Here is a 16,724-nt window from a genome sequence, read left to right as displayed (position 1 = left end):
AGTTTGGTTAGAAGCCCACGTTTAGTCCAACCGCCAGCGTGCTGGGCGTCGGATACGCGTTTAATTCAATTCCTTGTGTGGTGGGGCTGCCATTCGATACGATCCCCGCACTGCTGGTGGTTACGAAGCCCGGCAGTTCGGCGGTGAATCCGCTGTATTTCTTGATGGTGAATAAATTCTGACCCGTTACGAAGACCCGAACGTTACTAAGCCCTACTTTCTTGACGGCCGAATCGGGTACACGGTAACCCAGCGATATGTTATTGACGCGGGCAAAATTTCCCGATTCCACAAAGTAAGTAGAAGCCAATAAGCTACCGCCATTGGCTTTCGGTTGCGTTTGTGAGCCGTTGGAAGGTGTCCAGCGATTATACGCCATCGACTTTTCGACGTTATCCTGCACACTCTGGCGGAATGCTTTTTTGCCGTTATAGATCTGGTTTCCTACGTTGCCGTACAAATCGACACTAAGATCAAAGCTTTTGTAGGTCAGCCCCAGATTCAGACCGAAATAGGCTTTAGGCTGGTAAGAACCAGCAAAAACCCGATCGTTATCGTCAATTTTGCCATCACCATTGGTGTCCTGATATTTGAAATCGCCAGGAGCCGCCGAGGGTTGAATAATTTGCCCGGTTGCATTCTTATAATTGGCTACGTCAGCATCATTCTGGAAAACGCCGAGCACCTGTAGTACGTAGAAACTACCAACGGGCTGGCCGTTATCGGTTCGGGTGGTGTATTGTTGATTTCCCCCGATACCCCCATCGAGAATGGGTTGTCCTCCGTTGAGTCCGATGACCTTGTTCTGGTTCAACGTAGCGTTGCCACCAATTCGGTACGACAGGTTGTTCGTGATTTTTCCCCGCCAGTTAAGCGTAAATTCCAAGCCTTGATTCTGAATGGAAGCCGCATTGGTCAGTACGACACCATCGGCATCGCCCGTTACGGAAGGCACTTTTACGTTGATCAGCAGATCGCGGGATTTCTTGTTGTAGTAGTTAAGTTCGCCCGAAAGCTTGCCGTTCAAGGCGGTGAACTCAACACCTAAGTCAGCTTCTTCGGTCGTTTCCCATTTGATGTTAGGGTCTTTGATCTGGGTAATGGCGCTGCCGGGCGTAGCCACGCCACCCCCAAACGGATAGGGTAAATTAGGCGCTACCGTTACCGTATAGGCATCGGTTGGAATCCGGTCGTTGCCGACCTTGCCCCAACTGGCCCGTAGTTTCAGCATATCGAAAACATGCTGATTGGCCATGAAATCCTCGTTCGTGATCAACCAACCTGCACCCAGGGAGGGGAAATACCCCCAGCGATTTTGCGCCGGAAAGCGTGATGAACCGTCCGCCCGAATAGTTGCCGTGAAGAGGTATTTATCGTTGAAATTGTAATTCAGACGACCTATGTAGGAGTTGCGATTATACTGATCGCCAGACCCATCGTTGGTCGATGTATTGGCGTTGCCGGTATTGATATACCACAGATTCTGTGCAGCCGGAACATCTTTCCGATAGGCCGTAAAGCTGGTCAGCGTGTATTTTTCGGCGGTTGTCCCTACCAGCACGGTTAAGTTGTGTTTATCGAACTTCTTGTTGAACGTAATGAGATTATCCCAGGTCCAGTGAAACGTTCGCGTGTTGATAAATTTCAGATTACTATTGGGATTGCGCTGATTTCCACCCGCGTTAATGAACGTAGTGGTATCGTTATTGAATTGATAATTATACTCCCGGCTGTTCAGATTCACCCAGTCGCCCCCAAGATTACTCCGGAAGGTTAGCCATTCAAGCGGTTTGATTTCGAGATAAGCCGATCCCAGCAAGCGGTTGTCCAGCACTTTGTTATTGTTCTTCTCAATATCCAGCAACGGATTGCCCACGTTCTGGTAGGCAGACGTATTACCATACTTGCCGTTCACTTTTGAGTCGATGATTGGCGCTGCCCGGTACGCATTGTTGTAGGCCGAACCTAAGTTGGCAATCTGATTATCGCCGTTGGCATAGGAGGCAGATATTCCCGCTTTAACGTGCTTATTGAACGTAAAGTCGTTATTAGCCCGGACCGAAAAGCGTTTGTACAAGTTGTCGATGACAAGACCCTGATCTGTATAATAACCAGCGCTGAGGTAGTACGTCGATTTGTCGGTGCCTCCGTTTATTGACAAGCCATGATTTTGCTGGAATCCATTCCGGAGAATCTGCTTGTACCAGTCGGTCGATGTAGCGCCCGCACTGACGGGATTTCCGCTGGCTGCACTGACGTAGTTGGCGTATTCGGTAGCATTGGCCATCGGCACAATGTAGGAGGGAATTCGGAAGCCCGCATTGCCCGAATAGTTCACGGTCATTTTGCCAATCGTACCGCGCTTGGTGGTGATGATGATAACCCCATTAGCCCCGCGAGATCCATAAATCGCCGTTGCCGACGCGTCTTTCAATACGTCTACATTGACAATATCAGCCGTATTGATGTTCGAGATATCATCCGTCAACACACCGTCTACAACAAAAAGGGCCGCCGTACCACCCAGCGCACTGCCTGTCCCCCGAATTCGGACCACCGGCGAACTACCTGGCTGACCACTGCTGATAATCTGTACACCAGCGGCCTTACCCTGTAACGCCTGGGTCGCTGTCAGAACGGGCTGTTTTACTAACTCATCGCCTTTGATCGTGACAGTTGCGCCTGTTACATCGGACTTGCGTTGCGTACCGTAGCCTACCACAACGACTTCCGTCAACGATTTTGTGTCTTCCTGTAACGTGACATTAACGGTTGTTCGGCCACTTATTGCCAGTTCCACTTTCGTGAAACCAATGCTTGAGAAGACTAATGTTGCGTTCTCATCAGCCTGAATAATGTAGATACCTGTTGCGTCGGTTACGGTACCTGTGTTGGTACCTTTTACTTGCACGGTGACGCCGGGTATACCTGTAGTAGTGCCATCTGTCACCTTACCGGTTACCCGAATTGGGGCCAGGCCAGCGATTGCCGGACTAAAGAACGAGATGAGCAGTAGTCCGGCCAGCAGTTGCGAAAGTCGCTTTGTTTTCCGACGGAGTGAAAAGTTGATCATAAGTCATCGGGATAAAATCTTTACTGAGACTAGCTTTTCAAGAAATAGTCTTGCCACTTGTCATTGTTGTTTCAGTAACTTTCTATTATTTTTTTGCACAAAAGTAGGTTAGTGCTAACTTGGCTCCTAAAATCGAGGTACATCAATACCACATCATACTGGCTATTCTAAGCTGTATTTGATGTTTTTTAGCACATCATACCTCTGTGGGACTGATTTTATGAAAAATAGTAGAGCGCAGAAGGGAATGGGCCGCTGTGGGTGGGTTATCATCGTCTTACTGCTTTTCGGTGGGGCTAATCCGCTGTGTATAGCGCAATCGCCTTACGGTTTCTGCCGACCTGAACTGATTCAGTATACCCGCCAGACATACGGAGCCTACAACCAGAACTGGAGTGTTGCCCAGCATCCCAAAACCCGTTTCATGTACTTCGCTAATTCCAAAGGATTACTGGAATTTGATGGAAGTAGCTGGAAGGTATATGAGTTGCCTCATAAGCAAAAAGTACGTTCGGTGGCTATCGATCAGGCGGGTAAAATTTATACGGGTGCACTGGGCGAGTTTGGGTATTGGGCTCCGGGGTCGACTGGCGAGCTAACGTATCACTCGCTGACTCCCCTGATTCAGGAAAAAACGTTCCTGAATGAAGAAGTCTGGAATATCCTGATTACGCCACAGGGCGTCCTGTTTCAATCCTTCGCCTTCATTTATCGGTTCCAGAATGGAAAAATGCAGTTACTACAGCCGCCTGGTACGGTTCTGTTTGTCCATCAGGTTCATAACCGCCTGATGCTGGAGGTAATTGACAAAGGACTTTATGAGCTACAGAACGATCAATACGTGCTGGTAAAAGGCAGTGAATTCCTTAGCCATGAAACCGTAAATACCATATTGCCCGCTGATCATGACGAATGCCTGATCGGGACAGAACGGGCTATTTATCGCTATGATGGCCTACGGTTCTACCCATTCAATACGCAGTTGAATAGCCTTATGCAGCAGAATCGACTTAACCGGGGACTGCAAATTAGTCCAGATCTATACGCTTTCGGTACGCTACTGGATGGCGTGATAATTACAGCCGCCGATGGACAGATTCGCTATCGTATCAACCAGAAAAATGGGCTACAGAATAATACAGTCCTGGCCATGTTACGGGACATGGACGGCAATCTCTGGCTTGGCCTGGATAAAGGAATTGACCTGCTCAATCTTAACTCGCCAGCTCGCTATTTTACGGATACAGACGGTGAATTAGGCACCGTATACACGATCGCCCGCTATGGTGATAATCTGTACTTAGGGACGAATCAGGGCGTTTATTATAAACCGTTGCGTGAGGATGAGATTCCGTTTCAACTGGTTCCCGGTACACAGGGCCAGGTTTGGGATCTGGAAGTTATTGATAATCAACTCTTGTGCGGACATAACAAAGGTACCTTTCGAATAGAGGGCAGCCAGGCCCATTTACTAAGCAGCATTACGGGCGGCTGGGTAATACGTCGCTTAAAGAGTCACCCGGATCGACTTATTCAGGGGACATATACCAAGTTGTGTATTTACCAGAAAGATGCTCGTGGTCAATGGGTGTTTTCGCATACGGTCGATGGTTTTTCGGCCCCGGTTCGCCAATTGGAGGAAGACGAGGCCGGTACGATCTGGGTTAATAAAGCTCCAAACCAAGGCTTGCAACGGCTCCGTTTGTCGGCCGATTTGCGGAGGATAGAAACCAGCAAAACATATAATGACGCTGATTTCAGAGGGGCTACGGCTGACCTTTGCCAAATTCAGCACCGCATTCTGGTAACGTCGCCGAAGGGCGTGCTCATCTACAAAGCATCTGCCGACCAGTTTATCGCTGCGGAGTCACTGTATGGGTGGCTTGGAACGGGTGTCCGGAAGCTTTTTCCGTTGACTGATACGTCTTTATTTCTGCTCCGTCAGGATGGTTCCCTGGCCTTCTCGGCATCAGACAAACGACTATCGAATGATATTCCGGTGAAAGCCCAATGGGTGGAAGAATACGAAAATATTGTGTCGCTCGATACAAACTACGTAGCACTTTGCCGCGAAAATGGCTTCGCCCTGTTGCCTCGTATGGAGCTTTCTCACCTTGTAAGGGGATCCGTACGTCAACCCTTAATTCGGACCGTAACCGTTGTTGATGATCCGGTAGTCAATTACACATTTTGGCGGGCGACACCGGGGCTCGTTTTCTCGCATCGGCAGGACAACCTAGTGATCACATTTGCTACGCCTTATTATACTCGACCAGTTAAGTATAGTTACTGGCTCGAAAACAGTATGCGTAGCTGGTCGCCGTATGCGGCCATTCATCAGAAGGAGTTTAATAACCTGCCTCCCGGCCACTATGTGTTTCACCTAAGGTCAAACCTGTGCCCGGCCGAAAGTTTACTAACGTTTGACGTACGTCCGCCCTGGTATTGGACTGTCTGGAGCAGGTTACTGTATGTGGCTTTATTGGGGTATGTGTGTAATCTCCTGTACCGGTACCATCTCAGGCGGGTGGCTTCCCAGCAAAACCAGATACGCGAAAAACTGGAAGAAAAATTGCGTCATCAGGAGGAGGAGAGTCAGCGGGAAATTATCCTGCTGCAAAAAGAACAACTGGAGCAGGGCCTGATCCAAAAATCGGAGGAACTGGCTAATTCAACCATGTCGCTCATTCAGAAAAATGAGCTGTTGATGCAGCTAAAAGACGAGTTAAGCCGGGTGAAAGTCCGTGCCGGAAATGGCATATCCGGCGATGCTTTTCAGCGAATTAATGTTCTGATTGATACCAACATTTCGAGCGAGCAGGATTGGAAACTGTTTGAAGCCAACTTTAATAAAGTACACGAACAGTTTTTGAAACACCTCATCGAAAACTACCCTGATCTTAGCCAGGGCGACCTTAAACTAGCTGCTTACCTGCGCATGAATCTGTCAACAAAAGAGATTGCTCAATTGCTGAACATTACTCATCGAAGCGTGGAGTTGAAGCGCTACCGACTTCGTAAAAAACTGGCTATCGACGCAGAGACTAATTTGAGTGAGTTTATGATAAAGTATTGAATCGGTATACGGTATACGGTGGCTGACGCCTAAGTTGATTTCGCGTCAGTCACCGTATACCGTATACTGTAACTCATATCAAATCCCAGCCTTTTCGGTATTCCCTTGATAACAAGGCGTTGGCGTCGGAATTGTGCCTGAATTTTTCTTTGTGGGCATTCCATTCCAGTGGCTTACCCAGTCGGTAAGAAATTAAACCGAGGTGCATGGGCATAGTCATCTGGCGGGCGTAAGCCAGATTTGATTCTGGTTGCTTACGCGATTTTACGGCGTTTACAAAATTCTGCTGATGACCCGGCGAGCGTTCGAGGGTAATCGGTATTTCGGCAATGTCGTTCATAACCACGCCATTGATTGTGATCTCACGGGTGTTATAATCGCAGAGAAGTGTGCCTTTGTCGCCTTCAAAATAAGCACCGATACCCCGTTTTTCGGCACCCGGTACGTTCGGTGGTGTGCTAGTCCAGTGTAGGTTTAGTCCCTCGAATTCGTAATCGATGTCGATCCATTTCGGGGCATCGCCAATGCCTCCGGGTGCTTCTCCTTTTGCGCTTATACGTTTCAGGCCCGTCGGGTTAATAGACCACCACACTACGTCGGCAATGTGGCACCAGAAATCCTGAAACACCCCGCCCGAATAATCCAGAAAATAGCGATAGGTGAAATGGCAGCGTTCGGGCGTGTAAAGTGACGCCGGAGCTGGCCCCTGCCACATATCCCAGTTCAACGTAGCAGGTGGCGTCTGGTAATTGGCTGGGCCAAGCACAGGTGGAAATCCCGTTTTCCAGAGCCGAACCGTATGCACCTTACCGATCGCTCCAGACTGGATAATCTCGACGACGCGGTGATAGTTGTCGCCCGCGTGAATTTGGGTGCCTAACTGGAAAATACGGTCGTAGCGATTTAGCGCTTTGAGCATTTTCTGCCCTTCCCGAACGCTGTAGGAGAGTGGTTTCTCGCCATACACATCTTTCCCCGCCTGAAAGGCCATGATGGCTACCTGCGCGTGCCAGTGGTCGGGCGTGGCGCAGGTGATGGCGTCAATATCCTTCCGGTCGAGCAGATGCCGGAAATCGGCATAGGTTTTAGCCTTGGTGTCGGGCTGTAACGTCTGTAATGTGTTTAAGGCTTTGCTCAGATGGGTTTCGTCCAGATCACACAACCCAACAACTTCCACATCGGGTAACTTCGCAAACCAGTTCAGGTGGTTCGTTCCCATGCCATTCAGGCCAATATGGGCGACGCGCAGGCGATCGCTGGGGGCAACCTTGCGTTTCAGGCTGGGGAACATGGCCAGACTAAGCGCAGCCGCACTGCTTTGCTTTATAAAATTCCGGCGATTAGATTGAAGCGTCATGGCGAAGAAGCGATTCAGGTTACTACGTTACGTTTACTGATTCATCACTGGTAATGACGGCAAGGTGAAGAAATCTACTGTACATGAGCGTCCTTTTTCCTCGATTGTGACCGCCGGTTCAATTACGTTTATAAAGCCGGGTAATTCTTTGCGGCATCGTCCAGCACCAGCACCCAATCCTGGCCGTAGCCTTTCGAGGGAGGAGTAAATTGTTGCGGTTTCTGGTTGTTGAACATACCCGCTGATTTAGTTTTGCCCGTTCGCGGATCGAACCACGTAGCAGTAATAGTTTTGCCGGAGATTTTGCCCGGATTTACCGTAAATGGCTTGCCTACAGCCGAATAAACGAAGGCATAATCTTTGCCACGACTAGCCTGAACCCGTTCGGCCGCACTCAGGTTGTTTTCAGCAATTAAAGACTGGTCGGGGACACGCTCAAGCTGCGGGCGAGCGGTCATCAATCGCCTGACATATGTCATCTGATTGGCACCAGGTAAATCCATCGCTTCCTGCCAATACATGTGGGGACCGTTGACCGATGGCCGTTTCGTACTGTACATCTGCCAGATATCGTGACAGCCGTAGGTGTGGCCGTGAGCCCCCGCAAACAGGTCCAGGTAAGCATACAATCGTACGTCGTAGGCATTGGATGTGCCCAGATCTTTGACATTAAAACAAACCGGGTGGTCTTCATAAATCGGTTCGGCGTCCATCGTAGGCTTGATCGGCTGACGATTGTACGACACGCTGATATAGTCGTACATGGGCGTAAAACGGCAATGGCCATTCTGGTGCATGTTGAAGGCAAACCAGTCATCGGCCTGAAACCATTTCGATGCGCCCCCGTCGAGACCGTTAGGTTGCGGGTGATACGTTATCAGTGCCTTACTGGCTCCTCCAACCCCCTCCTGAATACCGGCGGCCATCGCGCGCCAAATTGCTACGTCCTGCGAACCATCGCGCGGATTGCGATCGCCCCCCAGAATCCAGACGATGTTCTCCCGGTTTTTATAGCGATCGCCCACGTAGCGTCCGTATACTTTCGCATTGGCAACGGTAAAGATTTCGGGTCCTTGACCCCACGTACTTTTGAAGACTTTATCGCCCCAGGTCGGTAGAAAACCAATGACAATACCGTACTGGGCTGCCTTATCGATAATGTAATCAACATGCTTGAAATAGGCTTCGTTAGGTGTAGTGGGGTCGTTGTTCAGGAGGGGTGTATCTCCATACGGATTCGGTTCTTTGAGACCATCGAATTCAGCAAGTGCCACCGCCTGGACGACCGTAAATCCCTGTTCAGCCCGACGTTTGAGGTATTGATCGGCTTCTTCGCGGTTAAGTCGGTGAAACAGTTCCCAGGCGGTATCACCCATCCAGAAAAACGGCGTATCGTTCTGATGAACCAGGTATCGTTTGTTATCTGATACTTTTAACCGACCATTCGTGAACGGCTGCTGCGCCCAAAGCACGACCTGCATCAGCAAAAGGCCGGTAAGCATGAGGAATTTTTTCATGAGTTTCACTGTAACCTGAATTTTCGTGCCGTACTATTTTTAACCTACTCTGTCAGTTTCTGAACTGACGGGCATCTTGACAGGTAAATTAACAATAAAGTTATTCAAGAATTACAGCACTGACTGCAACTAAAAAAGAATCGAATTATCGAGTAATCTTACCAGGATAATCATTGCTGGTCCCGAGGCCGTAGAGCGTCACGAATTAACGCAGTAAGCACTTATCATTATATAAAGAAATCGGGCGAGCCTTTTAAGAGCTCGCCCGGTTAGCGGTATCTATAGACTAACTATTCACTGCTTTCTGACGTGGTCGATTTTATCAGCCTCCAGAGTAGCCATGCTAACTTGTTTTCCCTTATTTCAAGGGCGTTGGCAACGTAACGAAATAAATCCGGTTCAGGTCAACCTTGCCCGTAGCGGGTAAAATCTTCGCCATGAACCCATTTTGTCCATTATCCACTACCCCAAAATCATCATCGTTGGAAATGGCCAGGCGATTTGCTCCAAGCAACGCAACCCCTTCGGCTTTATCGTGCGGATAGACCGGCGAAATGTCCTTTAATAGATCAAATACCAGCGTCTTGGTAACCGGAACAACGCCAGCAGCCTGTAGGCCAGCTTTATCTTTAAGTTGTTCTACGGTTAGGCCATTGAAAAGCCTGCCACCGTCACCATTCGTGGCATCCGAAATATCGGTTGCTCCGGCAAGATCAAATTTGTAGATGCGTTTGAAGGTCGCTGGTTTGGTAGTATTTCCGCCATAATCACCATCACGCTCCAGCGCTAAAAAGGTTGTGTTTGTAATGGCTGCTACGTCACTACATCCTGTCAGGCTTGCATTTTCCATGAGGTAGGCATACTGTTTCGTGGCACCAGTCGCAATATCGAATGTCAGCACACGGAGTACGGTAGAGCCCGTTGTCGCTGCTGAAGAGGGATTGTACATCGGTGATTGCATCAACCCAACCAGGGTTTTTCCGTCAGGCGTCATCGTTAACCCTTCCATCCCCCGGTTTGGGCGACGGCGGGCCAGCACTTTGGGCAATGTACGTCCGCCGGTACCGGAGCCAAATGGATTGATACGTTCAATGGTTTTGCCGGTCGCATCGAAATGGGCAATATGAGGACCATATTCATCGCTGATCCAGAACGTACCATCGGGCGCTATGACCAAACCTTCCGAATCTAGCCCATCGGCGTTTGGGGCAATCGTCTGACCCTGCAAATCAAGCGCAATTTCACCTGTGTTGCCTTGCCCGATGGGATTAGGCAAGCCGGTCAATGGCTGTCCAGCGGCATTTTTAAGTAAGATAGTCTGTTCCAGAACCAGCTTGTCTCCAACTACCCGGAATTTACCGACTTGGGGCGTAAAGTCAGCTTTTCCGAAAATGATCGAATTTGCCACCGATCCAGCGGCATTCGGTCCTCGATCAGTTAGTAAATAAAACACGTTTGGGTCAGTGGGATCAGCTGCAATGGCCGACCCAAACCCACCATTATAGATAACTGTACCGTTAGGGGAGGTCGCTAATACCTTCGGGTCGCTCGCTTCGGCAAAGCCCGGATACTGAATGGACGGCAGAAGATGGTCCTGGCAGGCTGTAACGACTAATCCACTGACAAGGGCACCAAGGATGGTCAAACGAGCCGGGAAAACGGATCTATTCATGGTAAAAGAGGACGTTTATATTGACACCATAAAGCTAAATCATCCCATATTACCCGTGTGTCATCTATTGCCCTTGTTTATTAAGGCTATATTAAGGTTTCAACTGTTGTCTGATCACCAACGACACGTAGCAACTTATGTATCGAGTCAAAAACAAAAATGCCAACTTCAGAAGTTGGCATTTTTGTTTTTAATGACACCCAACGAATTGGATAAACAACTGTAGGGTGCTGTCGGAATACTGTCGATAAAGTACTTATTATAAAAAGTATATAAAGCTGCGCCTAAGGGATAACCGCCATGAGCAGTTAATTAAGCCAATTCATAAATGTCTTCAACTGAAAGCTTTCTAGACTGTAATTCCTCCTGAACCGCTCTGGCAAACGCACTCTTATCCGATTTCCGATATTGCTCCCGATTTAACGCGCCCGATGGGGCAATGAAAACCTGGTTTACCCGCTGGCAGGCTGCCCAAAGTTGCGGATTCATCGCAATTTTATATTGCCGAATGGGTGTATCTGCCCCAAACCATAACCTGGCTATATTTTCAACTGTCACTTTCATCACAAGTCCCATGCTCGTTCAAACTCATTGGTTGGTGTATAAATCAATCATTTAACCTCTTACTACTAGACGTGCTATCCCTTAACTAGTCACGACGCAATATGTTCACCGCTCATGCAAAGACACATGTTGGTAAATTTGCTTCATGTATTTAATGGCAAACTGACCGATTGTTTCCAAGATTGCCATTATCAATGAGTTGACCAATAGGCTCCTAATGCGTCACCTTATCCGTCACGATGTCGTAGATTCCACAAGGAACCAGGTCATTATCTTCGTAGCCCCGGAACAGAAAATCGTTGGCATCAATTACTGACTCGAACCCCATGCCGTAGATGCTACGTTGTTGATAAAAAACGGCGATGAAGCGCATACATACCATGAGTGGTGTGCTGTAAAGGTAGCGAGTAGCCCATACTAGTATGTTACGTGATAATTATGGTAAGGTTAATTAATTGCCTTTCTCAGGGAGAAAATTCGCTGATGCAAGCCGACTGAATTCTGTTTGTTTCTGAAAAACGAACCTATTTTTAGGAAGCTTACTTCTCAACGATTTGATAATGGATGCATCAGAAATTGCCGAAATGATAACATAAACTTAACATTACCCTTTTGTTTGTGCCTTTTCTTTCGTATTTCTTTGTAGATTTTTTTCTCGTTGCCCATCACTAACAAAACTTCAGAATGAAAGCTAAAAAAAAGGCACTTGCTCAGGATATTACAACCGCTGTTGAAGCTAAACTAGGCGAAGCCACCGAGCAGTCGAAGAAGTTCAAAAAAACTATTGAGAAGTCGGCGAAGAAGCTGGCGAAGAAACTAGTAAAACTTATTAACAAAGAAGAAAAGAAACACAAGCCAGGCCATAAAGCGGCTCTTGATCCTAAAAAATCGAAAAAGACAGCCAGAGATACAGACGCTTCTGTGTCAGCGTAATCATATGCTCGTAAACGTTCGGGACTAGTAAAGTCAAGTCTTTATTGCCACCGGACGTTGCCAGTCGGCTTTTCACGTGAGGTCTTTACTGTCGGTAGTTTCCCGATGGTAAAGATGAAGCGTTCTTCCCTCCAACGTGGCTACGAAAAGACCTTTAGGAATTGCTTACACAATGCTACGTTTATCCTTTACAACGGCTACGTCAGTTAGTTGTCCGCCGAACGTCAGCTACTATACGATACGTATATAGTTAGGTAGATTCGAGTCAAACAAACCATTTTTACCAAAATAGACGTCAGCTACCTTATTATCAGTTATGCCTCTCCTTGTAGCCTTAATTCGGAGGTATCAATCGTTCCTGCAAAACCTGATAAGAGCGGCTAACATTACCCATCACTAGGTCCCGGAAAGCCAAGCCATTGACGGATACTCGTTAAATAATTGGTCGCAATAGTGCGAATGGCGGCTGTGCTAAAATCGCCTATCCGGCGGCCAGCATGCAGGTAAGGCATTGCCTGATCGGTTAGAGCATCATAGACGCCCTGAGGGATCAATTCCTGATCTTCGTGGCCCCAGCACAGAAAATCAACGGCATCAGACAGGTTGTCAAACCCGAAGCTGGTTGTGGTTTGGAGTTGATTAAAAACAGCGATGAAGCGCATAAAAACGACAATTGGTTCAGTGGCAAAAGTAATGGTCTCCTTTCTTTCGGGCTGTTAAGAAATCGTTATCAAACGTATTCGTTTTCGAGATTTATCTATAGTAAGGGGCGAACTGCGTCGGCGGCCCCTCCTGCGCCAGAAACAAAAAAACGTAAGCCCATCTAATCAGACGGGCTTACGTTACTTCGCGAAGACATTAACCAGCGGGTTTACTGCTTAGAATCCGAAGCGAGCGCCAAGCTGAATCTGGAACGGATCGCCCGACGGTGTAACCACTCCAGTCGCATTTACACGGTAATTAAATTGCTGGGTTGCCTGGCTAAATGCGGGGACAGCCGCATTGCCCCCCGAGGCCGGAATCCCCAGCGCATACAATGTCTGGTTCCCCAATGATAGGTTCGTTCCTTTGTTTCGGTTTAGCAGGTTAGCCACGTTAAAGGCATCCACCGATATGTCGAGATATTGCCGTTTTCTGTTTATCTGGAACCGCTTGTTGGCCCGAAGATCGAAAACACCGTAGAACCCATTGATACCACCGTTTCGTTCGGCAATCTTGCCTGAAGACGCGCTGATGTAATCTTTAAGGCTCTGACTGGCTGTCGGACTATCCAGTAAAGTCTGTAAACCGGTCCGTATATTGGCGGCCGTTTCGGGATTGTTTCTGTTGAAAACGTAGGCTAGATCATTGTTTGTCACAAAGTCGCCATTGTTATTGGCGCCCGACAGCAGTGAATACCGCGTACCGCCAATGCCCGAATACCGGAACCCTACTGAAATGCCGTAGAAGGAAGGCAACGTACCATAAATAACCAGCTTATTTCGGAACTGGTTGTCGGAGTATGACATCCGGCTCAGGTCGCGCGGATCATCTTTCACCAATTGCACCAGCGTGGCTGTGTTGGCTACGTTACCATTGAAGGACGTATTGTCTTTAGCATCATTCCAGGTGTAGCTGGCCGAGATTTCACCATCCCGGAAATACTGATACGTTCCATCGAGCACAACCGCAAACTGGTTGACTTTGCCCTGACTACCCAACTCCAACACCCGGCCCAGCCGCTGACTTACCCGGCCTAATTGCCAGTCACCTACGCCGGTAGAAGGCATTGAGTTCAGCGGTACATACACGCCCCGGTTATCTTCATTGGCTAACCGGAAAAGTGGCTCGGCAACAATATTTCGGTCAACATACGTGTAGTTGTGGCGGGCCAATGATGCATACCCGGTCAGGCTAACTTTCAGCTTATCAGACAAATAGTGCGTATAAGACAGGTTAGCTTTATAGATTACTGGCGTCCGTGCATCGGCCCCGGTCATGTTGATGGTAGGTAGCTGGAGGGCCGCCAGAGAAGGAATGCTGGCGTAGTTGGTCCGGTAAGCGGCAAAATCCGGCGTGGGTACGTCCGCCCCGCGTACGTCTACTGTTCCGTAATGTTTTCCGTCGAAGGTCAGGTTATTGATGATGACGTAGTTGTTGATGTCAGACGCAAAGACACCGGCTCCAAAACGGATGAAGTCTTTGTGCTCTTCGTTGACATCCAAGGTTAACTGCAACCGGGGCTGGGCCACGAAAGATTTAAGCTGATTGTCGGTGCGCAGTTTCAGGTCATCAAAGACTACCTGATTGAATTCGGCTTTCGGATACACGGCATAATCGAAGCGCAAACCGGCGGTCATGTCCAGTCCTGGAGCCAGCTTCGTACTCATCTGGCCGTATAAACCGGCGTTGAGCGTATTACCAACAACCGTTGGATCGGCTACCAGAGGCACTTCCCGGAAATACCGGTACGGTTGCAGCCGCTCAAAGTTATCCAGAGCCGTAAAATTGGTTGTACCAACCGTACTCTCTCTGTAGTGGAAACGGCCGTTCACTTCACTGCCATAGAGTGATTTGGCGTGGGTATACATCAGGTCGATACCAAATGTATACTGCGCTTTGTTGGTGTTGTAGTACAGGTTGTCAACCAACTGGATTACGTTGTTAGTGAACCCTTCCTGCGCAAAACGATGACCACCCATCTGAATATTAGTTGCCCGACTGACCCCGTCGATGGTTGACGCTACGTTCTCAACGATGTTCCGGGGAATGTTGGCTGCCGGTAGCTGATCGCCGGGGGCGCTTTTCTGATACGTATATAAATGCTGGACTTTTAATTCATTCGTAAACTTGGAATTGAGCGAGGTACGCAACGTAGCCAGCAGGCTGTTGTCGATGTTGAAATCGTTCCCGTACGACTCGTAGATATTGATGTTGGTATTATCGGCCAGTCCCAGTTTGTTGCGGTCGTTGGTGTAGTTGTCGCGGACGGTCAGCAGGTTTTTCTCGTTTATCTGCCAGTCAATACGGGCAAAACCAGCATCCGTAGGGCGGACTTTGCTGAACGTGCCGTACTGAGGTGTGTTGGCCGTACCATATTTGGTCTGGGCAATGTTCACAAACCGGTCGAGGGTGGCTCTGGTCACCAGAAACCGGCTTTCGTCGGCGGGCGTCTGAACGTCGGCAATAATCAACGGACGCGAATCCTGCTGGTGATCCCAGACGACAAAAAAGTGGAGTTTGTCTTTGATGATCGGGCCACCCAGTGAAAAGCCGAACTGGTTGGTCGAAAACGGAACCTTGCGTTCGTTGCCCCGGATATCGTACTTACTGGATAACCAATTGGCGCGGGTGTAATTAAAAATACTACCCGTCAATTTGTTCGTTCCTGATTTGGTCACGGCGCTGATGGTACCACCACCGCTACGTCCGTAAATCACATCATACTGGTTGGTAACCACTTTAAATTCCCGTACGGCCTCAATGGAAATTGAGTAAGGGGCTCCACTACGACTGGTCGTTGCACCCGCCGATGTTGGATTCTTGGCGGTTGTACCGTCGATGGTAAAATTCGTTGATGAACCAAGCTGTCCGGACAGGTTAGTGCCCCGGCTCAACGGCGATAGGTCAGTCAGGGAAGTGAAATTCCGGCCATTGACTGGTAATGCGGCAATGGAACGCGCTGATATGGTCGTAGCCGCTCCCAGGTATTCCGTCTTATTTTTAAGCCCGGATGCCACCACCTGCACCACTTCGAGCGATTGACCGCTCTCCTCCATGCTGAGGCTTACCCGGACGGCATCACCCTGGTTGAGTGTATAGCCCGTTCTTTTTTGGTCGCCGTAGCCAACAAATGTAACGCGGACGGTGTATGGCCCGCCCAGCGGCAATTCTTTGAACAGATATTCCCCCTGGACATTGGTCACTGTTCCGGTTGTAAAACCCGTTGATTCGTTACGTACCTGAACGGTTGCGCCCGGCAGTGGCGACTTTTTGTTATCGGAAATAACCCCCGAAATGGAGGCCTGTGTCGTTTGTGCGCTTGTTTTTTCAATAACCAGACAGGCAAAAAGCAGCAATAAGATAGTTTGAAGAAGATGTTTTTTCATACAGCAGGCATGTAAAATTTACCGCTGCAAAGAGAGCATATCTACTGTCGTTTAATGTTAATTTAATGTTACCAAATCGTGACCATTGTTTTACGCTACTGAGTGATGGACAGGAAAAGATTTACCTATACCAGACAAACCCTTTCTACCGATACCAATTTATATATGACCGGCCACCCTGTTTCACTGCCTACAAACGGGCCACTTCCTAACAATAGAAATCCTAATCTTCAATCAACGGCAGATTCCGGTTTGATAAGCATGAATAATTTATGAGCTATAGATAATTTCGTGAACAGCCCGCATCTACTTAGACGCGGGCTGTTTTGTAGATAAGACTTTTTTAGTCTGAAAGCGCTGGGTTTTTTAGCGAAAGAAAAGGTAACCCTTATTGGCTTTTTGTAAATATCGGACCATATTCTCACATTTCAATCCAAAGAAAAA

Annotated in this window: 10 protein-coding genes; 2 read left to right on the top strand and 8 right to left on the bottom strand. The window is 48.4% G+C overall.

Features of this window, described 5'->3' with window-relative positions; translation table 11 throughout:
* Positions 1-7: 7 nt before the first annotated feature.
* Positions 8-3,073 carry a SusC/RagA family TonB-linked outer membrane protein gene (locus ACYVEA_RS21855; RefSeq protein WP_461115570.1) on the bottom strand — a complete coding sequence of 1,022 codons (3,066 nt, stop codon included), beginning with the start codon at positions 3,071-3,073 and terminating at the stop codon, positions 8-10.
* A 220-nt stretch (positions 3,074-3,293) separates the two neighbouring features.
* Between ACYVEA_RS21855 and ACYVEA_RS21850 the strand changes: the two genes are divergently transcribed.
* Positions 3,294-6,149, top strand: coding sequence for a two-component regulator propeller domain-containing protein (locus ACYVEA_RS21850; protein ID WP_461115569.1), 2,856 nt, complete (start codon positions 3,294-3,296; stop codon positions 6,147-6,149).
* 73 nt (positions 6,150-6,222) lie between these two features.
* Here the strand turns inward: ACYVEA_RS21850 and ACYVEA_RS21845 are convergent, their stop codons facing one another.
* The 5 genes from ACYVEA_RS21845 to ACYVEA_RS21825 form a co-directional block, all read right to left on the bottom strand.
* Complete coding sequence (locus ACYVEA_RS21845; protein ID WP_461115568.1) at positions 6,223-7,506, bottom strand: Gfo/Idh/MocA family protein; 1,284 nt, start codon at positions 7,504-7,506, stop codon at positions 6,223-6,225.
* A gap of 128 nt (positions 7,507-7,634) precedes the next feature.
* Positions 7,635-9,023 (bottom strand): glycoside hydrolase family 140 protein, encoded by a 1,389-nt coding sequence (locus ACYVEA_RS21840; RefSeq protein ID WP_461115567.1) that lies wholly within the window; start codon positions 9,021-9,023, stop codon positions 7,635-7,637.
* Positions 9,024-9,381: 358 nt separating this feature from the next.
* On the bottom strand, positions 9,382-10,695 hold the full coding sequence (locus tag ACYVEA_RS21835; RefSeq protein WP_461115566.1) for an esterase-like activity of phytase family protein: 1,314 nt from the start codon (positions 10,693-10,695) through the stop codon (positions 9,382-9,384).
* A 312-nt stretch (positions 10,696-11,007) separates the two neighbouring features.
* Positions 11,008-11,271 (bottom strand): hypothetical protein, encoded by a 264-nt coding sequence (locus tag ACYVEA_RS21830; RefSeq protein WP_461115565.1) that lies wholly within the window; start codon positions 11,269-11,271, stop codon positions 11,008-11,010.
* A 202-nt stretch (positions 11,272-11,473) separates the two neighbouring features.
* Complete coding sequence (locus tag ACYVEA_RS21825; protein ID WP_461115564.1) at positions 11,474-11,632, bottom strand: hypothetical protein; 159 nt, start codon at positions 11,630-11,632, stop codon at positions 11,474-11,476.
* A 311-nt stretch (positions 11,633-11,943) separates the two neighbouring features.
* Here ACYVEA_RS21825 and ACYVEA_RS21820 point away from each other — a divergent pair, with 311 nt between their 5' ends.
* Positions 11,944-12,192 carry a hypothetical protein gene (locus ACYVEA_RS21820; RefSeq protein WP_461115563.1) on the top strand — a complete coding sequence of 83 codons (249 nt, stop codon included), beginning with the start codon at positions 11,944-11,946 and terminating at the stop codon, positions 12,190-12,192.
* Between the two features lie 386 nt (positions 12,193-12,578).
* Here the strand turns inward: ACYVEA_RS21820 and ACYVEA_RS21815 are convergent, their stop codons facing one another.
* Both ACYVEA_RS21815 and ACYVEA_RS21810 read right to left on the bottom strand, forming a co-directional pair.
* Complete coding sequence (locus ACYVEA_RS21815; RefSeq protein WP_461115562.1) at positions 12,579-12,854, bottom strand: hypothetical protein; 276 nt, start codon at positions 12,852-12,854, stop codon at positions 12,579-12,581.
* Positions 12,855-13,070: 216 nt separating this feature from the next.
* Positions 13,071-16,280 carry a TonB-dependent receptor gene (locus ACYVEA_RS21810; RefSeq protein WP_461115561.1) on the bottom strand — a complete coding sequence of 1,070 codons (3,210 nt, stop codon included), beginning with the start codon at positions 16,278-16,280 and terminating at the stop codon, positions 13,071-13,073.
* Between the last annotated feature and the right edge of the window lie 444 nt (positions 16,281-16,724).

The organism is Spirosoma jeollabukense (assembly GCF_054777855.1).
The sequence above is the reverse complement of the archived record's forward strand: the minus strand, read 5'-3'. Positions and strand labels throughout refer to the sequence as shown.